The 23,796-nt window shown below is 66.4% G+C and carries 19 protein-coding genes and 1 pseudogene; 10 read left to right on the forward strand and 10 right to left on the reverse strand.

Features of this window, described 5'->3' with window-relative positions; all coding sequences use genetic code 11:
• Positions 1-24 precede the first annotated feature (24 nt).
• The 4 genes from BHS09_RS40210 (at position 25) to BHS09_RS04915 (ending at position 4,963) form a co-directional block, all read left to right on the forward strand.
• Positions 25-534, forward strand: coding sequence for a transposase family protein (locus tag BHS09_RS40210; protein ID WP_161605124.1), 510 nt, complete (start codon positions 25-27; stop codon positions 532-534).
• A gap of 78 nt (positions 535-612) precedes the next feature.
• A complete protein-coding gene (locus BHS09_RS04905) occupies positions 613-1,221 on the forward strand; it encodes an ISAs1 family transposase (RefSeq protein ID WP_140797305.1) in 609 nt (202 codons plus the stop codon).
• A 980-nt stretch (positions 1,222-2,201) separates the two neighbouring features.
• Entirely contained in the window at positions 2,202-4,067 is a 1,866-nt protein-coding gene (locus BHS09_RS04910; protein WP_140797306.1) for a hypothetical protein, read from the forward strand.
• On the forward strand, positions 4,064-4,963 hold the full coding sequence (locus tag BHS09_RS04915; RefSeq protein ID WP_140797307.1) for a hypothetical protein: 900 nt from the start codon (positions 4,064-4,066) through the stop codon (positions 4,961-4,963). The genes BHS09_RS04910 and BHS09_RS04915 overlap by 4 nt, the downstream gene beginning before the upstream one ends.
• A 108-nt stretch (positions 4,964-5,071) precedes the next feature.
• Here BHS09_RS04915 and BHS09_RS40215 read toward each other — a convergent pair whose 3' ends face one another.
• Both BHS09_RS40215 and BHS09_RS04925 read right to left on the reverse strand, forming a co-directional pair.
• A complete protein-coding gene (locus BHS09_RS40215) occupies positions 5,072-5,668 on the reverse strand; it encodes a transposase (protein WP_140797308.1) in 597 nt (198 codons plus the stop codon).
• 5 nt (positions 5,669-5,673) lie between these two features.
• On the reverse strand, positions 5,674-5,895 hold the full coding sequence (locus tag BHS09_RS04925; protein WP_201800550.1) for a hypothetical protein: 222 nt from the start codon (positions 5,893-5,895) through the stop codon (positions 5,674-5,676).
• 89 nt (positions 5,896-5,984) lie between these two features.
• Here BHS09_RS04925 and tnpC point away from each other — a divergent pair.
• Both tnpC and BHS09_RS40220 read left to right on the forward strand, forming a co-directional pair.
• Positions 5,985-6,707: pseudogene (gene tnpC / locus BHS09_RS04930) on the forward strand (IS66 family transposase); the annotation flags it as partial.
• Between the two features lie 208 nt (positions 6,708-6,915).
• Positions 6,916-7,380, forward strand: a complete 465-nt coding sequence (locus tag BHS09_RS40220; RefSeq protein WP_418764035.1) for a transposase — start codon at positions 6,916-6,918, stop codon at positions 7,378-7,380.
• A gap of 170 nt (positions 7,381-7,550) precedes the next feature.
• Here the strand turns inward: BHS09_RS40220 and BHS09_RS04940 are convergent, their stop codons facing one another.
• Positions 7,551-9,053, reverse strand: a complete 1,503-nt coding sequence (locus tag BHS09_RS04940) for a Do family serine endopeptidase (protein WP_140797311.1) — start codon at positions 9,051-9,053, stop codon at positions 7,551-7,553.
• 655 nt (positions 9,054-9,708) lie between these two features.
• Between BHS09_RS04940 and BHS09_RS04945 the strand changes: the two genes are divergently transcribed.
• Entirely contained in the window at positions 9,709-10,179 is a 471-nt protein-coding gene (locus BHS09_RS04945; RefSeq protein WP_140787719.1) for a response regulator, read from the forward strand.
• Positions 10,180-10,339: 160 nt separating this feature from the next.
• Positions 10,340-11,140 (forward strand): glutaminyl-peptide cyclotransferase, encoded by an 801-nt coding sequence (locus BHS09_RS04950; protein ID WP_140797312.1) that lies wholly within the window; start codon positions 10,340-10,342, stop codon positions 11,138-11,140.
• 2 nt (positions 11,141-11,142) lie between these two features.
• Here the strand turns inward: BHS09_RS04950 and BHS09_RS04955 are convergent, their stop codons facing one another.
• The 6 genes from BHS09_RS04955 to BHS09_RS04980 all read right to left on the reverse strand — a co-directional run bounded on the left by BHS09_RS04955 (position 11,143) and on the right by BHS09_RS04980 (position 18,814).
• Positions 11,143-12,510, reverse strand: a complete 1,368-nt coding sequence (locus BHS09_RS04955) for a sigma-54-dependent transcriptional regulator (RefSeq protein ID WP_140787723.1) — start codon at positions 12,508-12,510, stop codon at positions 11,143-11,145.
• The gene (locus tag BHS09_RS04960; protein WP_140787724.1) at positions 12,492-13,970 is read right to left on the reverse strand and encodes a sensor histidine kinase; all 1,479 of its coding nucleotides are present in this window, start codon (positions 13,968-13,970) and stop codon (positions 12,492-12,494) included. Before BHS09_RS04960 ends, BHS09_RS04955 begins: the two co-directional genes overlap by 19 nt.
• Positions 13,971-14,264: 294 nt before the next feature.
• Positions 14,265-15,830, reverse strand: a complete 1,566-nt coding sequence (locus BHS09_RS04965; RefSeq protein ID WP_140797313.1) for a mucoidy inhibitor MuiA family protein — start codon at positions 15,828-15,830, stop codon at positions 14,265-14,267.
• 15 nt (positions 15,831-15,845) lie between these two features.
• Entirely contained in the window at positions 15,846-17,972 is a 2,127-nt protein-coding gene (locus tag BHS09_RS04970) for a mucoidy inhibitor MuiA family protein (RefSeq protein WP_140787728.1), read from the reverse strand.
• A gap of 36 nt (positions 17,973-18,008) precedes the next feature.
• A complete protein-coding gene (locus BHS09_RS04975) occupies positions 18,009-18,545 on the reverse strand; it encodes a metal-dependent hydrolase (RefSeq protein ID WP_140787729.1) in 537 nt (178 codons plus the stop codon).
• Positions 18,546-18,580: 35 nt separating this feature from the next.
• The gene (locus tag BHS09_RS04980) at positions 18,581-18,814 is read right to left on the reverse strand and encodes a hypothetical protein (protein ID WP_140787731.1); all 234 of its coding nucleotides are present in this window, start codon (positions 18,812-18,814) and stop codon (positions 18,581-18,583) included.
• 101 nt (positions 18,815-18,915) lie between these two features.
• Between BHS09_RS04980 and BHS09_RS04985 the strand changes: the two genes are divergently transcribed.
• On the forward strand, positions 18,916-19,464 hold the full coding sequence (locus BHS09_RS04985; RefSeq protein ID WP_140797314.1) for a MarR family winged helix-turn-helix transcriptional regulator: 549 nt from the start codon (positions 18,916-18,918) through the stop codon (positions 19,462-19,464).
• 62 nt (positions 19,465-19,526) lie between these two features.
• Here BHS09_RS04985 and BHS09_RS04990 read toward each other — a convergent pair whose 3' ends face one another.
• On the reverse strand, positions 19,527-20,573 hold the full coding sequence (locus BHS09_RS04990) for a heparin lyase I family protein (RefSeq protein WP_140787734.1): 1,047 nt from the start codon (positions 20,571-20,573) through the stop codon (positions 19,527-19,529).
• Positions 20,574-21,025: 452 nt separating this feature from the next.
• On the opposite strand from BHS09_RS04990, the gene BHS09_RS04995 reads away from it, so the two are divergent.
• Positions 21,026-23,770, forward strand: coding sequence for a CHAT domain-containing protein (locus tag BHS09_RS04995; RefSeq protein ID WP_140797315.1), 2,745 nt, complete (start codon positions 21,026-21,028; stop codon positions 23,768-23,770).
• Positions 23,771-23,796: the final 26 nt, after the last annotated feature.

Consider the following 23,796-nt stretch of genomic DNA (forward strand, 5'->3'; position numbering starts at 1 on the left):
GGAGAGACGACCTCGAGTGATGGGATGTCCCTGCTGCTCTTTGCGCGTTTTTCGGCGGTGGAGGACTCGAGGCGGCACGCGCAGAAAGTGGTCTTCCCGCTCGAACTGTTGCTGCTCATCGTCTTTGGAGCGGCGGTGAGGGACATGCCTGGATGGCAGGGGGCCGCGGACTTGGCGCGACTGAAGGAGGCATGGCTGCGCAAGCTGTGTCCCTGGGATAGCTCCGGGAGGCCGTCCGCCGATACCCTGGAGCGTGACATAGGGAGACTGGACGCGGAACTCTTCGCGGAGGGATTTTCGGTCTGGATGAGGGATGTGGCGGCACGGCGCGCGCTGCCTTCGAGCGGAGTGCAGCAGGTAGCCGTGGACGGCAAGAGTCTACGGGGGGGGGAGCACGTACGACGGGCGCGTCGAGCGTGCCGATGCACCTTGTTCACACCTATCTGGTCGAGGGTCGCGACAGCCTCCTGGTGGGGCTGGTGCCCGCGCCAGGTGGTGCCTCGAGTGAGGCAGTGGTCGCCGCGGACCTGCTGAGCCTGCTGGAGTTGACCGACACGGTGATGACAGGCGACGCGAACCTTCAGACGGGCGTCCTGGCCGACGGCATCGTGAATGCTGGGGAGAGGCTATGTCCTGGCCCTCAAAGGCAACCGGGGGCCTGTGCACGCCACGGTGTGCGAGACGTTGTGCGTCGTGGGCGGAAAAGACGTGCTGGATGAGGCATGGGCAGAGTCCTTGTGCGATTCACGCACGGACAGCGGGGAAGAAGCAGGCCATGGCCGAAAAGAGCAACGGCGTGGCTGGGCCTTCGACGTGAAGCACTTCCCCCGCGTGCAGCACTTCCTGCCGCACGCCAGGAGTGTGTTGGCGCTGGTTCGAGAGCGTTCTGTCGTTACGCTGAACGGCACCGAGACAAGCCGCGAGCTGCATTTCTTCGTCAGCACCCGCGAGCCCTCCGATGCCGAAGCCATGGCGATCTCCGTGCGTGCGCACTGGGAGGTGGAAAATGGGCTGCATCAGCGTCTGGACGTCGTGCTGCATGAGGATGCCACGCGCATCCACAATGGCCCAGGCGCTCAGAACCTCGCCGTGGTACGCCGAGCCGCTTTCGCCGTCCTGAAGGCTGACACCTCGTTCAAGGCAATTCTGCCCAGACGCGTGCGGCGGGCTGGTCACGACGACACCTACCGCACCCACCTCCTCACCCTCGTCATTTTATAGGCCTATCGTGCGGGTACCCAGGGGGGCAGGGAGGGTGACCTCCCTGGTCTACCCGACCGCTCACCGACACCAACGACTGTAGGCCTATAATTACCACCCTCCCCATTCCACCACTTGGATTCCTCCTTCGCCAAAACCATGGCGCATTCGCACGAATCGACGGAAGTATTCATTTGCGCCAACCGGCCAATGGAGTCCATGCACACCCAAATCGTTGCCACTGGAGCTCACAAACGAAGAAGCCGCAAGTTCGACCAAGCGTGCCACATCCACCTTGACGCAGCCACCCCTTCTTAGATAGTCAAAAATAGCGCCTTCCCGCCAAGTCAAAATTCACTAAGCCACCCCGTTTACCCTAGGCGGAAACCCCCACACACCGACCAATGCGCCAACGGCCCCGCCAGGCTCACCCCCGCCATGGACTCAATCAAACACAAGGAAGCGACCACATACCGCAACCACTCCAGGCGAAAAATATCCAGGACCCAAATACCGCCGCCACACAAGAACTAAGCCCCAGAATCCTCCAGCCATCAATGCGTAACCACGCAGAACCCAAGCGGAACACGCCAAATACCTCCATGTCCCCCAAAACACCACGGCTCCCATTAACACTTTCTCTACTGGTTTTGGCTCTCGTGGGATGCACTCCACCCCAGCAAGACAATAATCAGCCGCCAACGAAAAATAGACTCACGAGACTGAGAGACACCACATGGTACGGCACCTACACGAGACATCGAAAGGAATGGAATAGCACTGAAGACGACTTCACGTCCGGCTGCCTTGGTCGCACATATAGAGGCTCCTATAGTAGTAACACCACCATCGACTACGTCTCTGACGAAACGGGCAGTCAAGTCACGCTAGAAATAGACGACTCCAACATCGACACACGCCAGTCAATAGAATGCTCGCAATGCATCCATTCACAGGAGATACACACCAAAAGAAGGACCGTCGGCACGAGCGAAGGAGACATGTATATATCGATCGACACAGGCGGCGATTTCGCGGCACTTGAGTTCGGTGCCCTCGAAGACATAGTAGGCACAACGACCACAAAGACATTCAACGAAAGCAGTTGCGGCCCCCCCGCCCTGACAACAAGCACCGCCGACGATCCGGTCTTCGTGTACGAAATCACTGACGGATACTGGAAACCCGGAACGACGCCCGGCAGCATCGTTGCCTACGGGTCGAACTCATCCACGGGGAGTTACTCGGCCACACATCACTGGAGCGAAACTGTCACGTGGCGTTTTACCAACCAACCTGACGTGCGCCTCATTATCGATGCAACCAATCTCGATTCATGGCGCCCAATGGCGACACTTTGGAACGGCTCTGGAAGCGAGCCAACAATCGCAGGCGCAACGCTTCAAATAAACGCGACGCTAGATCCAAAGCCCAGCGCATCCACATTGCCACTGCCTAAGGCTCAAAAAATCACTTTTAGACTAACATCCTCCAATGTTCTCGGAACCGCGATGAATTCCCCGCGCCTCGCTCCCGAGAATAGTCCTCAGGACCTACAATTCGAAGCGAGCCTGAACACGCCCCTGGTGTTTGTCGACAAGAACACGCTTCATACCCCCACTGGGCTGATCGAAGATGCTGCGGCAACCCTTTCATCTTTCGACTGGGGAGCCTACGGAGAGGTTACCGCAGAAGCACTCCTCGAGGATGGAACAACCATTGTTGCCCGCTTCAGGAACACTGGCGAACCCATGAGAATTCCAAAACGCCAAGCGACTTCCTACATCGCAGATAGCTGGAAGTCCGCACATGGTGTTTCAAATCTGGACGACAGTTCCGACAACGAAACCTTGCTGGGCGGGGATGGACATTCTGGAGATGGCCTCACGCTCTACGAAGAATATCGCGGCATGGTCGCCAATGGACAGCGTGTGGAACCAAACCCCACGAAGGTAGACTACCATGTCTACAACGGATACTCGGCGAGCGACCCTGTCCAGAGCCAAAAAAGGCAACACATCATCACCGGCATCATGCAGTTCGCAGCCCTAGCCGATCTTCAACCCCATTACGATTACGGCCTTGCTGATTTTACACCCTCTGATTCATTCAACGATAACGATCCGAGTAAGCGAATAATAAACTTCAATGCGCTCACGGAAGGATTACGCCACAGGACAGACCAGCATCTCGTCATGATAATGCCATCGTTAAGCCTAACCAAATCAAAGGCGCACTTCGGACCGAGCGTTCCGCGAAATATCTCACGAGTAGAACTCGCATCATCCCTAGGCGACTCTCAAATCCCATGGACAACCGCCCATGAGCTTGCTCACACCGCAAACGTCCCCCACCATGGCGATCATGGACAAAGAATAGCAATATGGGAGCGCTCGGGGAGTACCGTCACGGAAAAGATAAATGCATCAGATTCTGGCATAACCATACAGGTTCATAGTGAGTCAACGGGAATTTCAGTCCCGGGAAGTATCCTGCCTCCTAGTCAGATCATGATTATCTCGCACGAAGTCACCAACTCACAGCACGGCAGTATATTCGGAGGTGACGAGACCTGCTTGATGCGCCAACCAATCGCAACCGCTGTCCACTGGGACCGCTGGCCACTGCGTAGGTATGTTATAGAGCCGCATGAGACCCCTGGCACAGATCTTTGCACTGATCGTCTTGGAAAAACCTTCAACAAAGACCAGAATATGTATCCGCAACCAGTGTCAGAACCCCATCCTTCACGACATGGAGATGCGGCCCCCCAACGAGGTAACTGTCGCGAAAAAATATGCGTGAACGACTATTACAACCATCCACCATACTATGGGGGGGGCGTCGCCCCTGAGGAGATTCCATGAAGGGCACCTCATTGCTGCTCTGTCTCGCCCTGGGGACATCGACAACTCTTGCATCTCCACCTCTTCAGTCTCCGCAAGCGCCCCGCTCCACACAAGCCCGTCCCGTCTTGGTGCTTCAGACCTCTGCAACAGAAATTCGCCAAGGAACTCCCTTCGTACTGAATGTCTACCTGCGCTACGAAGCGCATCCGCCCTTGTCTCGTTCAGACAAAGGCCCCTCTATAGATACAGTTCATCTGGACGACATCAGACTCAATTTGGATATCTATCGCAACGGGGCATCGAAGGATCGGGCGCCTCTTTCTTGGCCATTTAAAGCTACGGAGAGGCACTCAAAAAACATCACGCTGCGCCCCAGCGAAGCACCAACACTCATTGCCAGGTACGTGTTGACTGCGGAGCAGACATCCAAAATCCCCCCTGCCACCTACATCATCCAGGCATGGTTCGACACACGTAAGGAAGTTGCAAACTCCAATTGGTTAGGCAGTGAATCCAGTGGCGCACTTATTCAAATCAGTCCGGAAGGTTCTGCGCCGAGTCCGGCTGACATCTGCGAAAAAACGCTAGGAACCAGGGCATATTGGCTCGCACTCGGCGATTCCCATATGGCGTTTGTGGTGCTCAATGATTTCTTGACTCAGACGCCCAAGCCAACAGCCGCAAAGTGCTGGGCTGCTTTAGCTGAAGTTCACGAAAAGGCAGGCAATCTCCCTGCCGCCAGAGATGCCTATTGCGACGCCGGCCGGGCAGTCGCTGATGAATTAATCGCTGATGTCGCAAGGGAGGCACCCAATCCAGGGAGGTCAAGCGTCCATTTGCCTCCATATATGAGGCGTTGTAACGAACTCACCATGAGGCTTGCCCCCTCCGATTCCGGAGAGAAGGCACCATAAGGTTGGTGCCCACGTAAGCCAATGCGGAAGAGTGGGAGCCGGAAGTGCGGCTGGTGGGTTGCCTAGCTGTGGAACTGGAGGCGGTTGGAGCTTGGCTCCAGCCGCTCTTCAGATGGTGCAAGGCACATGAAGCCGCCGTTGGACATGAGGGGTTGCCCCCGTCAAGTGGATCTCCCGCTCTTTGCGTGATGCTCCTCGAAAGAGTAGGCAGATGCAGCGGGCTGCCAGTGACGTGACTACACCCTGGCTCCCTTCTCGGATAATGCACGGTGAAGCGGCGCCAGAGTCGACGTCCTGCGCGCACCCCATATCGTATCTCCAATGCGCGGCAGGAGTGGGTGCTGAGGTTGTCGAGCACCAAATGGATGGCTTCTGCGCCGGGTAGTGATTGGCACGATCCTGAAGTGCTTCCGTAAACGCCTCGCTCTTTCTGTTGGCCGTCGCCTTCACGAAGTGCCAGCCCGCCTTTGGTTCCACCGCGCAGAAGAGATTGGCGGTGCCACAACGAAAGTAGGCGTAATCCTGACGAGCTTCTCGTCCGGGGCAAGCAGGTGAAGCAGGACGTACCCACTCCATCAGCTGCACGGGCCTCTCATCGAAGCAGACGACGGGTTCAGCCGGGCACACTGGCCGCGCGTACAACTCCAGCACGTCCTCCATGCGCTCGATGATGTACTGAGCGTCCAATTCGGGCACGCACCACATTTTTTCTACGCCGGCAAATATGGCCTGAGTTCCTCTTCGATGTCTCGGAGGTAGCCATCCGGGTCGGCGCGGATGCGCCGGCCCATGATGCGAGGGACGCGCCGATGCTCAAGCTGAGCGCGCAGCAGTCGCCAGTCGTTGAGGTCCCCAGGCGCCAGATGTGGGCCGTCAAGGGCGGGCAGCAGGTGGGCCGAGGCGATGGCCGGAAGCCGCACCGCGCCGCGCACGACGAGGCCCGCACTCCCTCGCACCCGGCCCGAGGCGCGCCGCTCGTGGTAACGGCAGGCACCGAAGAGGTGTTCGAGGTCATTGTGGCTACCGCTTCAGCATGGGCCGCGCCAGCAAGACGCGAAAGGAAGCCCTGGGCGGCACCTCGGGCGCCCTCGTGGTGGACGCGTACGCCGGCTACAACGCGGCGACGTTGCCCTCAGGGCGAGTGCGCGTCGGGTGCTGGGCCCACGTCCGTCGCCGATTCTTCGATGCGCTGGCCACCGCCCCTGAGGCACGCGAAGCGCTGGACTTCATCCTTGAGATGTACCGTGTGGAGACCCATGCGCGCGACGCAAACGCGGTGCGCACCGCTGCCCACCGCGAGCTGCGCCAGCAGCACAGCGCCCCCGTTCTCGCGCGACTGCACGTCTGGCTCGAATCGCAGGCGCCGCGTCACCCGCCCAAGAGTCCGCTGGGCCAAGCCATTTCCTACGCACTGAAGCAGTGGGAAGCCCTCACGCGCTTCGTGGAGAATGAGCGCCTTCCTCTCGACAACAACCGCTCGGAATCGGCGCTGCGGAAGGCGGCTCTGGGCCGTAAGAACTTTCTCTTCGTCGGCCACGAGATCGCGGGTGAAAACCTCGCGGGCCTCTACGCACTGGTGGCCACCTGCGAGGCCAACCAGGTCAACCCCGAGGAGTACCTGGCCGACGTGCTGCTGCGTGTGCAGACGCATCCCAACTCACGCATCGGTGAGCTGCTACCCCACGAGTGGAAACGTCGACGCGTCGCCGAGCCGCCTGACTCAGGCCTCCAGCCCAGTCCCTAAACAGCTCGCTCTTCGCGGCGCTCGCCGAACACAGTCCTCGTCCGCAATCAAACCTCCCGGCACGACGCCCACCGGACGGTTACGTCGTCCGAGCCATGGCGGTCTTCCTTCTCCCAGAGGGTCAACACCTCGGACTCAAGCCATATTTGCCGGCGTAGAAAAAATGTGGTGCGTGCCCGAATTGGACGCTCAGTACATCATCGAGCGCATGGAGGACGTGCTGGAGTTGTACGCGCGGCCAGTGTGCCCGGCTGAACCCGTCGTCTGCTTCGATGAGAGGCCCGTGCAGCTGATGGAGTGGGTACGTCCTGCTTCACCTGCTTGCCCCGGACGAGAAGCTCGTCAGGATTACGCCTACTTTCGTTGTGGCACCGCCAATCTCTTCTGCGCGGTGGAACCAAAGGCGGGCTGGCACTTCGTGAAGGCGACGGCCAACAGAAAGAGCGAGGCGTTTACGGAAGCACTTCAGGATCGTGCCAATCACTACCCGGCGCAGAAGCCATCCATTTGGTGCTCGACAACCTCAGCACCCACTCCTGCCGCGCATTGGAGATACGATATGGGGTGCGCGCAGGACGTCGACTCTGGCGCCGCTTCACCGTGCAGTGCACGGCAGTTGGCTCAATCAAGCGGAAGTAGAGAATTCCCTGCTATCACGTCAGTGCCTGGGTAATCGGCGCATCCCAACCCTTGAGAAGCTCGGCCAGGAAACAGACGCCTGGGGGCGGTGGGCCAACCGCCAGCGGCTCCGAATCCGCTGGCGCTTTACCGTCTCGAAGGCACGGGCCAAGTTCGGCTACGACCCACCAAGCTTCTCCCAGTCAGAGGACTAGCGATGGTAGCTTATAGTTCCGGGACTTCCACCGCGCGCAGCAGCGTGGACTCCGAACCCGGCATGCGCACGCGCAGGAGCAGCGCGGCGCCGGGCTTCGCGGACGTCAGCGCCTGGGCGGCGTCCGACACGCTGGCGATTTTCTGGTCGCCCACCTGGACCAGCACCATGCCCGGCACCAGTCCGCCGCGCTCGGCGGGGCTGCCCGGCTCCACGGCCACCACCTGCGCGCCGCCGTCCCGCGTGTCCGACAGCTGCACGCCCAGCCGCCTCGGCGCGGAGGCGGACGCGTTGCGCGGAAGCACCTCTTGCTCGCCATTCTGCGCGGGCCGCGTGCCCAGGGTGACGTCCATTGACTGCGCCTTGCCACCGCGCAGCAGGTCCACCTTCACGCGGCTGTCGGGCTGGAGCAGGGCCACGGCGCGCGTCAGCCCGCCCGCGGACTCCACCGGCTTGCCGTTCACGGAGGTGATGACGTCCTCCTCGCGCAGGCCGGCGCGCTCGCCCGGGCTGCCTCGGTTGACGCCTGCCACCACCGCGCCCTTCATCGCTTCCAGGCCCAGCGCCCGCGCCAGGTCCGGCGTGAGGTCCTGTACGGCCAGGCCCAGCCAGCCGCGACGCACCACGCCCGTCTCCTTGAGCTGCGGCAGCAGCGCCTGGATGAGCTTGCTGGGCACCGCGAAGCCGATGCCCGTGGCGCCGCCGACGATGGCGGTGTTCATGCCCACCACCTCGCCCTGCATGTTGAAGAGCGGCCCGCCGGAGTTGCCGGGGTTGATGGCGGCGTCCGTCTGGAGGAATTCGTCATAGGGGCCCGCCTGGATGTCGCGGGCCCGCGCGGAGAGGATGCCCGCGCTCACGCTGGACGCCAGGCCGAAGGGATTGCCAATGGCCATGACGGCGTCGCCCACGCGCAGCGCGTCCGAGTCCCCCAGCGGCACCGCCGGCAGGTTGCCCGGCGCCCCCTTCAGCTTCAGCAGGGCCACGTCGGTGAGCGGGTCGCGGCCCATCACCTCCGCGTCGAAGGCACGTCCGTCATCCAGCTTCACGCGCACCTGGTCGGCGTCCTCCACCACGTGGTTGTTGGTGAGGACGATGCCGGAGGCGTCGATGATGAAGCCGGAGCCCGCGCCCTGGCGCGCCGGGCCGTTGCCTTCGCCGCCGAACCCGGGCGGCAAGCCGAAGCGCTCCGCCATGCCGGGTGGCAGGCGCTGCATGGCGGCTGACCTGCGGGGCCGCGCGCGCACCTCCACGTTGACCACCGCGCCCTTCACTGCGTCCACCAGCGGCGCCAGCGAGGTGATGCCGCCCTGGCTTCCGGCCACGGCCGGATTGAAGAGCGCCTTCTGGATGGGCGGCGCCGCCTGCGCCGGAACAGCGGCGGCGACCTGGGCGGTAGGAGCGGGCGACGCCGCGGACGCGGTGCCAATGGCTTGGCCACAGGCGCCAAGCGTCGCGGCGGGAAGAAGGACCAGTGCACTGAGGAAGCGGCGGGAGGGGAGCGAGCAGGCCATCGTTCGTTCTCCAATCGAGAGGGAAAATGCCGGTCCAGGCGAGGGGCCTGCGCGAGAAAGGTCCCACCTTGGAGGGGTGGAAGGTGATGCCCTGCGGCCGACTGTCCCCCGACGTCAGCAGCGGTCATCGCCATGGGGTTTCTTGCGTGAGCCCCGCGCCCGAACCGATGCTGGGAGGCATTGCAGTTGGCGGGCCAACGCTCCTCGCCCTCGGGATGCCTCGGGGCCACGGCCCGTGCGTGCCCCAGGTGCCCCGTCGTCCCGGGGCAAACTGCCCCGGCTTGGGGCATTTCTCCCCGGGGCAACGTGCCCCGCCCCAGCTTCTGGGGCGCCAGCGGGTCATACAGCGGGTGGGGGGCCTGTCCGGAGGGCCCCTCACCCGGGCCGGCGCGCTGTCCGGGTGTGCCGCGCCTGTCCCAGAAGCGGAGCGCCTCCTTATATGAGCGACAGGGATTGGGGCTCCTGGCGGCCCAGGCATGGGAGGCGAGCGAGCCCCCGCGGGCCGGCTGGCGGGCGGGCAGGGGCCAACGCTCCAGGGGCCACGGCGTGGCACGGCGGATGCTCTTGCGTTGGGCGCCCGGCGCCGCCCCGTCCCGAAGCGAGGAAGGGGCCCAGGTGCCGGGCGTGCCCACCACACCACAAGGAGCAGCCATTGATGGGGCCAGACGAAGTCACGGCGGTCAGCGACGAGGTGCGGGAGTGGCCGCGGTCGACGCGTGAGTGGGTGTCGCGCCGCAGCGCTCCGCGCATCCTCCTGGGGGAGGACCAACCGGAGATGCGCAGCCTGCTGCGGCGGGCACTGTCCCGGCGCGGGTATGACGTCGTGGAGGCCCCGGACGGCCCGGGGTTGGTCAAGGCGCTGGTGGACGGACTGCTCGCGCAGCAGACGCAGGTCCCCGACCTCATCGTCACCGACGTGCGCATGCCCGGCTTCTCGGGCATCGAGGTGCTGGCCCGCTTGCGCCGCGAGGGCTGGACGACGCCCGTCATCCTCATCACCGCCTTCGGCGATGCGCAGCTCCACCAGGAAGCGGAGTTGCTCGGCGCGGCACGCGTGCTCAACAAGCCCTTCGCCATGGAGGATTTGTGCGAGGCGGTGGAGACGCTGGTGCCGCCTCCGCGCTGAGCCTTCACGGCGCGCGTGCCCCCACTGTTCTCCCTGTGTCGTGGGCCCGGCGCTAAATCCGATGGACGCGGTGGGACGGGGGCTTGCACCCTGACGGGCCTGGGTCCAGGCTCACTCGGGGCGGTGGGCGTCGCACGAACCGCTTCACTCGAGGCGTCTCATGCGGATTCCATCCTCGCTGCTGTCCTTGCTCGCGCTGGGTGTGGCGTGCCATTGCAGCCCCACGAACCGGCCGGTGCCGGATGCGGGAGGCGGCGTGCAGGAACCCGTGCGGCGCGTGGCGCACATCATCCGTGAGTATCCCCACGCGACGAATGCCTTCACCCAGGGACTGGTGTTCCACCAGGGGCATCTCTTCGAGAGCACCGGGCACCAGGGGACGCTGCGGCAGCTGTCGCTGGAGAGCGCGCAGCCGGTGTGGATGGAGCGGCTGGGGAACATCTTCGCGGAGGGCCTGGCCAGCGATGGCGAGCGCCTGTACCAGATTACCTGGACCGAAGGACTGCTCTTCACCTGGAGCGGCATGCCGCCGCAGCGCGAGCGGACCACGCGCTACTCGGGGGAAGGCTGGGGCCTCTGCTACTGGGACGGGAAGCTGGTGCGCAGCGATGGCGGCACCATGCTCACCTTCCACGAGCCCGACGGCTTCGCCCTGCTGGGCGCGGTGCAGGTGAAGCTGCGCGGCCAGCCGGTGGAGCTCATCAACGAGCTGGAGTGCGCCAACGGCGTCATCTACGCCAACATCTGGCACAGCTCGGATGTGCTGGAAATCGACCCCGCCACGGGCACGGTGGTGGGCGTCATCGACGCGTCGGCGCTGACGCGCGCGGTGGCGGGGCAGGTGACCAACCCCGAGGCGGTGCTCAACGGCATCGCCGTGGAGCCAGGCTCGGGCCGCATCTTCATGACGGGCAAGCTGTGGCCCCGCATCTTCGAGGTGCGTCTGGCCGTGGTGGACTGACGTCAGCCCTTGCGCGTGTCGTCGTCGCGCTCCAGCTTGCGGTACAGCGTCTTGCGGTCGACGCCCAGGATGCGCGCCGCCAGCGTGCGGCTTCCGCCCACCGCCTCCAGAACGCGGTGGATGTATCGCCGCTCCAGTTGCTCCAACGTCACCAGCTCCGAGGCGTCCTGCGTCTCCGGCACCACGCGCGGCTGGCTGTAGTTGCGGACGCGCTCGGGCAGGTCGTCCACGGTGATTTCCTCGAAGGAGGTGAGCGCCACCGCGCGCTCCAGGCAGTTCTGCAGCTCGCGCACGTTGCCCGGCCAGCCGTAGGCGAGCAGCCGCTGGGCCGCCGCGGGGGACAGGCCCAGCACCCGCTTCCCGGTGCGCGAGGCGAACTGCTCGATGAAGCGCTGGGACAGGGCCAGCACGTCATTGCCGCGCGCACGCAGCGGCGGCAGCTCCACGCCGATGACGTTGAGCCGGTAGTAGAGGTCCTCGCGGAAGCGGTCCTCCTCCACGGCCAGCTCCAGGTCGCGGTTGGTGGCGGCGACGATGCGCGCGTCGAAGGGCACCTCCGTGTCGCCGCCCACCGGGCGCACCGTGCGCTCCTGCAGGGCGCGCAGCAGCTTGGGCTGGAGGGTGAGGGGCAACTCTCCCACCTCGTCCAGGAAGAGGGTGCCGCCGTTGGCCTGGACGAACAGGCCGGTGCGGGCGGCCTTGGCGTCGGTGAAGGCGCCCTTGGCGTGGCCGAACAGCTCGCTCTCCAGCAGGGCCTCCGGCATGGCCGCGCAGTTGATGGCGACGAAGGGCCCGTCCTTGCGGCGCCCGCGCGTGTGGACGGCCCGGGCCGCCACCTCCTTGCCGGTGCCGCTCTCGCCGGTAATCAGCACCGTGGAGTCCAGGTCCGCCACGCGGTCGATGAGCGCGTAGGCCTGCTTCATGGCGGGGCTCTCACCCACCACGGTGCCGCTGTCCTCGCGCCGGCCCAGCTCCTGGCGCAGCCTGCGCACCTCTTCCCGGAGGGCGCGGTGCTGCACGGCGCGCTCCAGCACCAGCACCAGCGCGTCCACGTCGATGGGCTTGGTGACGAAGTCGTACGCGCCGGCGCGGATGGCGGCCACCGCCGTCTCCAGGCTGCCGAAGGCCGTCACCACCACCACGGGGATGTCCGGGCGGTTGAGGGCGATGCGCTCGCACAATGCCAGGCCGTCCATGCCGGGCATGCGCAGGTCGGTGAGCACGACGTCGAAGTCCTCGGCGGCCAGCCGCACCAGGGCCTCGTCCGCGGACGGAAGCGCCACGGGCGTGAAGCCCCGGCGCGTGAGCCCCTTCTCCAACATCGCGCGCATCTCGCGCTCGTCCTCGACGACTAGGACGCGGCCTGGCATGTGTCCTCACCCCTTGGCAGGTAGATGGAGAAGCAGCTACCGCGTCCGGGCTCGCTGCGCACGGCAATCCAGCCGCCATGCTCCAGCATGAGCCCATAGGAGACAGACAAGCCCAGTCCGGTGCCCTCGCCCACGTCCTTGGTGGTGAAGAAGGGCTCGAAGACGTGGGACAGCACGTCCTCGGGGATGCCCTGGCCCTCGTCCTCCACGTCCAGGCGCACGTAGTCCGCCTCGGGCCCGCCCACGTCCGGGGGCGGGGTGCTCCGGGTGTGGGCCGCGCGCACGCGCACCGTGCCCGGCTGCTTCATGGCCTGCACGCCGTTCATCACCAGGTTGGTGAGCACCTGCTGCACCTGGCCCGCGTCCACTTCCACCGTGAGTCCCGCGGGGATGTCCGTCTCCAGCGTGACGCTGTTTCGCGCCGCCATGGAGCGCAGCAGTGACAGGGTGCGTTCGACCAGGCCCTGCACGTCTTCCGGCGCGCGGTGCGGCTTCCTCCGCCGCGCGAAGTCGAGGAGCTGACGGATGATGGCCGTCATGTGCTGGGCCTGCTGCGAGATGATTTGCGCGCACTCGCCCACTTCCTCGCCCTCCGCCTCGCCGGAGGAAATCATCTTCGCCCGGCCCATGACGACGTTGAGCGGGGTGCCCAGCTCATGCGCCACGCCGGAGGCCAGCTTGCCCACGGTGGTGAGCCGGTCCGCGTGTCGCAGGTGGTCCACGGCGGACAGGCGCGCGGCCGTCTCCGTGGCGAGGCGCGAGCGCGTCTCCTCCAGTTGCTCGCCCATGCGGTTCATGGCGCCGGCCAGCGTGGTGAGCTCGTCGCCGCGGCGCTGCGGGAGTGGCACGCGGGCGGTGAGGTCCCCCTCGCCGATGCGGTGGGCCAGGGACACGAGCTGGTCCACCGGCTCGCCCACCAGCCGGCGGCCCATGGCCATGGCGGCCACGATGAATCCAATGGCCATGGCGGCGGTGGCGGCGAAGGTGCCCATGACCACGGTGTTGACGTACTTCTGCTGTTCGCCCAGCGACTCGGTGATTTCGATGGCGCCCAGCCGGCCGCCGATGAGCACCGGCGTGTACGAATGCAGCAGGCCGGGGTCCACGGCGGGGTCCACCATGGAGCCGTCCTTGCCCTGGAGCAGGGTCGCGAGCAGGCGCGGTGGGAAGCCGGTGAGGGCCGGGGTGCCGGGGCCGCCATCCAGCCACACCCAGCGCAGGTGGACCTGCTCCTGGAAGCGGTTGGCCTGGTGGAGCAGGGTGAGCGCCTCGCGCTCCCCGGCCAGCTGCCACGCCTTGCCGATGGAGCCAGCGAGCGTGTGGCCGAGCAGCCGGTGGTCATGCTGCATGTCCAGGGCGGAGCGCTCGAGCTCGCGGCGGACCTGGACGTACTGCAAGCCCGCCATGACGGCGATGGCGAGCAGGACGAGGGCGAGGGTGAACTTGCGGGCGAGTCTCACGGGCGGTTCGAAAGAGGCTGCTCCGGTCCGTGCGCCTCGAGGGGGAGGGAGCGCACGGACCGGAGGTGGGTTCTCACAACGTACCGCGAGTGCTGCAACAAGGAAGGCGGTGTTTGCCGCACGAGCCCTCGCCGGCTGTCGGGACGGGCGGGCCGTACTTCCTTGGGCTCACGCAAAGCATCCGCTGTGCCAACGGATGGGATGCGTTGCCTCACTCGGGGATTCGTGTGCCGTGTCCCGCCCTGGACGGGGCAGATTGCCTCGGTGAGGGGCAGGATGCCCCAGCGCCCCTTGTCAAAGCCCCTTCGTTTCGTAGTGGGACGGGGCGTCGACGTGGAAGGCGAAGTCCAGGGTGCGTTTTTCGCCCGGGGCCAGTTTCACCTTCCAGGTCGCGATGCCGTCGTTTGACTGGAGCGTGTAGCCGGCGGTTGTCTCGGGCTCCAGGGCCACCTTCACGTCCTCCAGCTCAGACACGGGGAAGTGCTCGGAGAGCTCCACTTCTTCCGGGTGCGCGCGGAGGTTGTTCAGCGTGAACTGGTAGGCGTACCGGAAGCGCTGCGTGTCCTTGAACAGGCCCTTGGGGCGCTGGAGTTCCTCCACCACGCGGCGCTCCACGCGCAGGCCTTCCTCCACGCCGAAGGTCAGCTCGAAGGGGGCGCCTTGCGCCACGTGTTCCAGTGTCTGTCGCCCGATGAAGCCTGTTCCCCGGTAGAGGTCCACAGCACCTGGCAGCAGCGGGAACGCGGCGGCGTTGTTCAAGCGGGCCACGCGGAAGACGACGGGGTGCAGCTTGGGGATGGTGCGCCAGTGGAACGCGGCCTTGAGCCGGGTCTGCGCCACCTGTATCCGCACGGCATGGCCATCGCCGGGGATGCTCACTCGCGCTTGTGCCGCGAACTGCACGGACAGACCCTGGGGGACGGCTTCGAGTCCCTTCGAGACCGTCGCCGTGGCGGTGCCGCCAGCGTTGGCGTGCTGTGGCTGCTCGTCGCGGCGCACAAGCACCTGACGCTCCTTCGGCCGTTCTTCCGCCAGGACATACAGCGGCTGGATTTCTGGAAGGGTGGCGTCCCGCTGCGGCTGCGCGGTGGACAGCACCAGCTTCGCGTCCGACCAGTCCTCTCCGGTGGATTGGCGCACCGTGGCCAGCGTCGTCAACTCCACCGTCCGGGTACTGTCGTTCGCACGAGCCTCGTAGGAGGGCGTCCAGCTGGCGTTCCCCATCAGGTACGTCAGCGCCACGCGGGCCCGGGTGCCTCGGGGGCAGGAGAGTCGCACCTCGACGTGGCGCTCTCGTTGTTCGGAGGCGGTTCGGAGTTTCTCCAGTTCGGTGTCTACCTCGGCGAGCTGTTTCTCCATCACGCGCTGTCTGGCCATGGCGTCCTGGTCCTCGGTCATCGCGCGCCGCCTCACGGCCATGGCCGAGTCGAAGGCGGCCGCCCACGCGCGCGTGTCGGGCTTCGCGTTCGTCATCTCATGGGTGACGCGGTACACGGCGACGTCTGTGTATCCGCTCGCGAGTGTCTGGAGGTCGTTCGCTCGCGCCGCCGCGTCGCCCAGGGCGGCCCGCTCACGCAGCAGTGCGTCTCGGCGTGCCTCCAGCCGGGTGCGCTCTTCGCGATGGGCGTCCTCGCGCGAGTGTTCATCGGTGATGAGCCCTTCCACCGTGGCACTGTCGGCGTGGGCCCGGAGGCTGTCTGCCACGGCGGAGAGGGGAACGGCCTCGAATCGGGCACGTGTGGGACCTGTGCAGGTCACGGTCTCTTCCCGCGTGACCTGCGCACGGTCCGGATACACCACGACAGTAGACACCTTGGCGGCCGCGACGAGCGCCCACAGCGTCAGAGGTAGGGCAGGCATGGTTCGGTCCTCGGGCTAGTTCTGGTACTTCTGGTACAGACGCCAGCCCTTGGGGCGGCTCAGGGTGTATTGGAAGGAGACGGTGGACTTGCTGGACGGTGGCACCACCACGTCCCACTGGAGCTTTCCCGTTCCCTTGTCGAACTGGGGAGAGGGCCCGGCACGGACCAGCGCCACCTCCACTTTGCCGTCTTTGTTGAGCGGAAGCTGGTCCACCACGCTCACTGCCAGGGGGAAGGGGTAGGGATTGGGAACCTCGATGGTGACTTCGTACGTGCCCACCTCATCCTTGGAGATGAAGCCTTTCTCCGACTCGACGAGCCGTACGTCCCGGGCGCTGCGTACCGCGCGGTCGATGCCCAGTGGCAGGGTGAAGGACTCCCCGGGAACGATGGTTGTCAGCGTCGCGGTTCCGGCCGGGTCGGCGCCCACGAAGAGCGATGCATCCCCCCCTGGAAACACGTTCCGGGATGGGCCCTGAAGCGTTGCGACGAGGTACGTGTTCGGCGAGAGCGCAGGGAATATCTTGCGCTCCACCTGCACGGGCCAGGACTCGGAGACCAGCGGGAGGCTGCGTTCCCCCTTGTTGCTGAGGAGGGTTTCCGGGTGCTGTGAGGAGAAGGTGAGGTTGTAGCCTCCCGCAGCAGCGACTGGCGACTCCGGGGCGAAGATGGGGGGGCGCCAGCCAGGCGGTGGGGTCAGTGACATCGACCGCTGAATGGAGCCGTCCCGATTGGCGACCGGGATCCGCTTGATGAACTCCTGATCGATGTTGACGCCCATGGTCGTGGACCCGACGTCGATGGTGGGCGGGCGGCCAACAATTTCAATGGCTTCGTTTAGAGAGTCGGGAAGCAGCTCCGCATTGACTCGTAGTGTGCGGCTCGAGCGGAGCTGGATGGAGTTGCGGGCATAGGGCTTGTACCCCTCACGCTCGTACCGCACGGTGTAGGCGCCGGAGGGGAGCCTGGGGAGGAGGTACTCACCCTTGGCGTCCGTCACCGTCACGTGCTCCGCCTCACTTGATGAGGAGGTCGCGGTGACGACCACATCGGAGAGCGTTTGCCGGGACTGGGCGTCGATGATGGTACCCCGGATGGCCCCCAGTCCTCCTTGTTCGCGTTGCGCGGTGACCTGCGGCTTCGAGGCTGCGGGCTGTGTCAGGCCCCGCTCTCCGGCAAGTCGCAGCAACTGCGAGCGCAGCATTTCCTCGGCTGAGGCCGTGGTCTGGGACGGGGTGTTCGAAGCGTCCGGCGCGGGTTGAACGGACTCTTCATGAGGACGCGGCGTGGGAATGAATCGCTCCCGAATGCCCAGCTTCCAGGTGCTCAGTTTGGGCAACTCCATGGCGTTGGCGGGCAGGGCGGTGCTGAGCGTGAGCCGTGCGCTCTCCCAATCCTCGCCCGTCTCCTGGCTCACGCGGCCGTAGAAGGCCATCTGCATCCGCTGCGTCTCGGGTTGGAACTGCAACTCATAGTGGGGATACCAGCGGGCACTGGTGGCGAGGTACGTCAGCGCCACCTCCGTGGCGCCTTTGCCTGTGAGCGTGGCGGTCACTTCGACACCGGGCTCGCCGAACGTCTTGCCCAACATCGTGGCGCGCTCCTTGTACTGCTGCTGTTCCTTCTGGAGCGTCGCGGATTGCGCCTCCAGTTCTCGCATCCGGGCCTCCATCCGGGCCACGTTGTCCACGAGGAAGGACACTGCGGCGTTCCAGGTGGTGGGCGGAGTCTGGGCGCGCGCGGCTTCGCTGTCGGACTGCGCCGAGGGACGAACCCGCCGGAGCGCTTCAATCTGCGCATGGTGGACGTTTCGTTCAGCCGTGATGCGAGCGAGCGCCGCGTCAATTTCCTCCATGCTCGCGATGAGCTTCCGGGCTTCGTCATGGGAGAAGGACTCTCCCTTCACGATGCGCACGTCGACGTGGGACACCTCCGCGCCCTCGGCTTCGACGCGGATGGAGTCCGTATCCACGTTCTTGGGCAGCTGGGGAAACGTCACTCGCCGCGAGCCGGAAACCGTGAGGCTGCCGGAGCGAACCACCTGCGCCTGGTCGCTGTAGACCGTGACAGACGTGACGGGCGCATCGAGCGTCGCCCCCAACACGCCCACGGCCATCAACCCGAGTCCGAGGATGAGCATGCGTCCATGCTGGCGATGGACGCATGGACAATCACGTCATGGTTCCCGCACGAAATCCTCACGGAGGAACCGGCGCCGGAGCGTGCGCGTGACTTCCGCGTCCCACCGGGCGGAGAACACCTCCACGAAGGTGCGGCGGAAGCGCAGCGCGCACGCCAGACACAGCAGCGTGGTGAGCAGTCCGATGACCGCGTTCTGCCAGGAGGCCAGATTCCACTGCCCCTCCCAGAACCACTCCCGCATGCTCGTGGGCCAGTAATAGTAGATGGGCCAGCCCGGGCCGCTGCCCGCGAGGTCGCAAAGCAGGTGCAGGTGGAAGGCGAAAAGGGACAGCGCCGCGACCCGCAACCGCTGGCGCGCCAGCGCCGCGCAGACCACCGCTGTCACAATGGCACCCACGTACCCGTGGAAGATGACATGGTGGTACCTGACGTAATACGCCTCGCCCGCGAGCAGCGTGAGCCCATCCAGGTCCGGTGCCAGTCCTGCGCAGGTGACGAGGATGCGGTCTCTGCGCTCACGCAGGCCCTGCGCCGCGAGCCAGGCCAGCTCGGCATGGACGATGGGATTCATGGTCGCCGCAGCCTATGCGACGACCGTGCCGCGCTTCACCCCACCACGGGCGCGCGCCGGGGCGTGCCGAGCAGCTCCAGCGTGCGCATCGCCACGTCCACCAGGGAGGAGGCACACGGGTGGCAGCCTCCACCGCAGCAGCCCGGCCATTCACCCTCCGGGTCGCGCAGCAGGGGATACACGCAGCCCCGCAGCGAGTCCGGCAAGCCGACCTCCTCGCACGCGCGGCGCAGGGCCGTCTGCACGGCCGCGTCCTTCACATCCAGCACGCACCGTTCATAACGCCCGGGCCAGCAGGCGCCAGCCCCCGGTGCAGGGCGTGCCCTTTCTAATTGCCTAAAATCATTAGGGGCCTTACGAGGCCTGTGCCGTGCCTACTCGACCTCCCACTTCCCCGACGCCCGCGGCGGTGCCGCGCTACGAGCGGCTCCGGCGCCTGGCGCTGCGCTTCCCCGAACTCGACGCGAGCGCCATCGAGACGTGCATCACCTTGCTGCGGGCTTCGCACGACTTGTCGGGGGCCTATGAGGCGCACCTGGGTCGTCACGGGCTGTCGATGGGGCGCTTCATGGTGCTGGTCCGACTGCTCACCACCGAGGACGACGACGTGGAGCGCGTGAGTGGGCTCACGCCCGCGGACCTGGCGGAGAGCTCCGGCGTCAGCCGGGCCACGATGACGGGGCTGCTGGACACGCTGGAGAAGGACAACCTCATCTCCCGCGAGGACCATCCGGAGGACCGCCGCATGTACACGGTGCGCCTCACGCCCAAGGCCCGACAGCTCATCGAAAGCGTGTTGCCGGACCACTACCGGCGGATTTCCGCGTTGATGGCGCCCTTGAGCGAAGAGGAGCGCACGACGTTGCGGACGTTGCTGGCCAAGGTCACCTCAGGGCTCCCCCTGCTCAAGGAGCCCTGACTCACGACCTTGCCGCGCGGGGCCCGCCGTATCACCGACAAGCCCCGCGATGACGAGGCCGCTCAGCGCTTCGCGTGGGCGCGAGCCTGGGCGGGCTTGCGGCGGCGGGCGAACAGCGCGGCGAAGGAGAGCAGGCCCACGGCGGCCGTGATGGGCACACCCGCCGTTCCGCCGCCGGAGGCATTGCAGCCCCGAGCTCCGTCGGAGCCCAGCGGACTCTCCCCGGAGAGGATGTCCTCGGGGGTGGTGACGCCCCATCGGGTCTGCGGCTGCGTGTCGGGCGTCCGGACGATGGGCCCGTCGGGGAGCTCCTCGGACGGCGCGTCCTCACCCGGCTGCTCAGGCGCGGGGATGGTGGGCTCGGGCACTGGTGCGGGGGGCGCGGGGGCCGGCTCCGGTGTCGGCGGCATGACCTCCTCCAGCGTCGAGGCCATGGTGAAACCGTCGTGGTACACGCTGGCCTCGGGACGGATGGCGTCGTCGCGGTACAGGCCCAGCTTCAGGTAGTTCATCTCCTTGCCGAACTGCGTCGCGACATAGGTCTTCGGCACGACGACCTCGTTGTTGTGCCAGAGCTGGACGAAGCCCGTCTTCGCGTTGGGCGACCACTTCACCTGCAACACGAAGTCGCTCCAGTCACCGCGCTTGAGCGGGGCCGTCCACAGCACCTTGCCCTTCACGCCACCCACGCGCATGTGCATCTCTTCGCCGCGCACGTAGAACTCCAGCGGCGGCGAGCCGCAGCAGCCCTCCTGGTGCCACTGCGCGAAGACCTGCCAGCTGTCGTCGAGCGGGTAGTTGGCGGGAAAGAGGGTGCTCCACTTGTAGTACCAGGTGGAGTCCGCCTTCTCCTGGCTGATGTAGAGCAATTCATTGCGATTGCCGCTGGCGTTGATGGGGTCATCACCCTGGCGCACCGTGGCCTTCAGCGCATAGCGGCCCTCGCGGACCACATCCGTCACCACCTGGAGACGGCTGTTGGAGACGCTCTGACTGCGCGTCCACTGCGAGGTATTGCCCGTCTCGAAGTCGCCTTTCCACACCACGTCCGCGGAGGCGAACGAGGGAATCAGAGACACCAGGGCGGCGAGTCGAAGCAGTTGCGTCAAGCGAGGTCCTTTCGTTCCAGGTTGGCGCAGTGGGACACTCAGGCGGACGTGCTACTTCCCGCTCGTGCCCTCTCGTAAAACCCTCGGGCGGGCGTGGGCCCGCCGTCTCAAGTGCGGGGCGAGCCAGCGTGCGGGCTCCTGGCGTCATGCCGGCTTGGGACAGTCCGGAGGCAGTGATTCCGGAGGGATGCGCGGAGGACCTGCACTCAAGGTTTTCGGCGCAAGCCGTCTCCAGGTCAGGCCGCCTGGTTCACGGCCTGACCACCCGGCGAATCGTGGGCGGGCAGTAGGGGAGGTGGGTTGGAAAAAGCGGGAGAAATGCCGCGGGTGGCAATGAGCCAGGCGTCTGTTTCTGGTCGCCCGGCCTCCGCCGGAAGTCGGTGGGGAACGGTGGATGGTGTACAACGCGGTAGTTGGGCGGCTGCTTGGGGGATGGCGCCCGAGGGGGCAGTATGTTGAAGCCGGCGTACGACAAAGTCCTGGTCCTGGCGCTGGCCACGCCCGTCTTGGTGCTGACCGTCCTTCTTGCCCGCACGCCCTCCAAGGGTAGCGGCGCACCTGTATCAGCGCAGTTCTGGGCGGAGCGGCGCTCCGCGTCACGCATCGAGGCCCGGCTCACGCACCCCGAAGCGGACCGCTACCGGCCACGCATGTCGGCGGGCGGCTGCCCCGTTACTCCCGAACCCACCCCACTGCGAGACCTCGCCCGGCTGGAGGAAGCGGGCGACCTGTCCGGTATCGCCTCCGCGTATGCCCTTCAGGGCGAGTGGAACCAGGCGGCCTCGTTCCTGGAGCGCATGCCCGCCTCTCCGGACCGCGACAGTGATTTGGCCGCGGTGTACCTCGCCCGCGGCTCGCATGAGCAGGCCTTGCGGTTGCTGGACGGCGTGCTGAAGGCGCAGCCGAAGCATGCGCAGGCCATGTGGAACCGCGCGCTGGTGCTCCAGGCGATGGGGCTCACGATGAAGGCGGCGGACACCTTCGAACAGGTGGCGCTGATGGGTGAGTCGGGCTGGAGCCGCGAGGCGAAGGCCAACGCCCGCGAGCAACGCGACGCCACGATGGAGCGCGCCCGCCGGTGGAAGGAAGCGCGCGCGGCCACGCTGGCGCTGGTGGATGACCCTCAGGCACCTCTTCCGCTGGAGGCGGCCCGCAAGGACCCTGGCATCGTCCGGCAGGCCTTCTATGAAGTGGTCCGCGCGGCGCCGTCGAAGGAGCGCGTCCTGGCCCTGCTGCCCCTGGCGCAGGAGCTGGACCGCGGTCACGGCGGCACCGCGCTGACGGACTACGTCAAGCGGGTGAGCGGCCGGAACTTCACGCGCCGCGGCGTGCTGTCGCGCGAGTACGCGTCGCTGGTGCGCGGCAAGCTGAACCAGCCGGACAAGCTGCTGGAGCGGGTGCTGGCGTCGGGAGAGGACGACCTCTTCCTGGGCACGGCCCAGCACACGCGGGCCACGCGCCGCATGTTTTCGCAGGTGGTGGAGCGGGCGAAGCGCCAGAACGACCCCTGGTTCAACCTCTACATCGAGCGTGAGGAGGCCATCCGCGAGACGGCCGAGGGCCAGTGGTGGAAGGCCGAGCAGCGCATCTTCAACGCGCTCCAGCGCTGCCGCGAGGGCGGCCTGTCCGCGCGCTGCGTGGACCTGGAGCTGCGCCTGGGCATCCTCTACGCCGACCTCCAGCGCCTCACCGAGGGCGAGCAGCATGCCCGCACCGCCTGGGCCTGGGCGCGCCAGCTCCGGGAATGGGACATGGAGTTCACCGCCCTGGAGGCGCTGGCCGCCATCACCCGCTCACGCGGGGACTTCGCCAGCTCGCGTGCCTATGTGGAGGAGTGGTCCGCCCGCGGGCACGACAACTGCGTCTGGCCCCGGGAGAACCTGGCCCACACGTACTACCTGGACAACCGCATGGACGACGCGCGCCGCGAGGTGGACGCGAACGCCGCCTGCGAGAAGGAGCCGCTGAGCCTGCTGTTCGCCGTCAACCTCGCGGAGCTGTCGCGCACCCGGCCGAAGCCTGGGGACGAGGCGTTGCTGCGGCAGGCCCTCACGTGGGCCGACCACAGCAACCCCATGCCCAGCGACGCGGTGTATGCCCGTTACGTGGAGGGCCGCTTCCTGCTGGATTCCGATAGAGCCCGGGGGCTGGCGCTGCTGCGGCAGACCATCACCGAGGCGGAGGCGTTGCCTCGGGGAGATTCACTGGCGCGCGAGGCCTGGGCGCTGAGCTATTCGTCGCTCGTCACGGACGCGGGCAAGGCGGGCGAGTACGCCCAGGCGCTGGAGTTGATGGCCGCGCAGCTCGGCACGCCCGTGCCTCGGCGCTGCGCCCTGGCGGCGGCGGTGCATGGCGAGCGCACGGTGCTGGTGGCGCGCGGGACGCAAGGCCAGGTGCTGGGCCACTACGAGACGGATCGGCAGGGGCCATTCAGCCGCGCGGACACCTCGCGGCTGGTGCCGGATCGGCTGCGTGAGGTGTTGCGTGGCTGCGAGCGCGTGGACGTGCTCGCCTGGCCGCCTGTCTTCGGCCGCACGGACCTGTTGCCCCCGGAGGTGCCCTGGAGCTTCCGGCTCGGCCGCACGGCCCAGCCGCGCACCGCGCCCAACGCCCGGCGGCTCGTCGTCTCCAGCGTGGATGCGCCCGCGCTGCTCCAACTGCCGCGGCTTCCTCCGTGGCTGCCTTCCCAGGACCCGGAGGCGGTGCCGCTGCAGGTGCTGTCCGGCTCGGACGCCACGCCCGCGCGCGTGCTGGCGGACATGCGGGACGCCACCGAAATCGAAATCCACGCCCACGGCATCATGGACCCGGCGCTCTCGGATGCGTCGCTGGTGGTGCTGTCCCCGGAGACGAGCGGCCGCTACGCGCTCACCGCGGACGTGGTGCGGCAGCAGAAGCTCACGGGGGCGCCCATGGTGTTCCTGGCGGCGTGCAGCGCCGGCCGCGCGGCGAGCACCACCACCAGCCACGAGCCCTTCAGCCTGCCCGCGGCCTTCATCGACGCGGGCGCGCGGGCGGTGCTGGCCTCCACGGTGGACATCCCGGATGCCGCCGGCCGCTTCTTCGATGGGGTCCGGCGCCGCATCCGCGAAGGCGCCGCGCCGGCGGTGGCGCTGCGGGACGAGCGTCAGCGCTGGTTGGAGCGGGACAGCCGTGCCGGGTGGACCCGGCACGTCATCCTCGTGGAGTCATATTGAGTGCAGGCGGCCGCGCGGTGCGGCCG

Origin of the sequence: Myxococcus xanthus (assembly GCF_006402735.1) — a bacterium.
Taxonomy (GTDB): domain Bacteria; phylum Myxococcota; class Myxococcia; order Myxococcales; family Myxococcaceae; genus Myxococcus; species Myxococcus xanthus_A.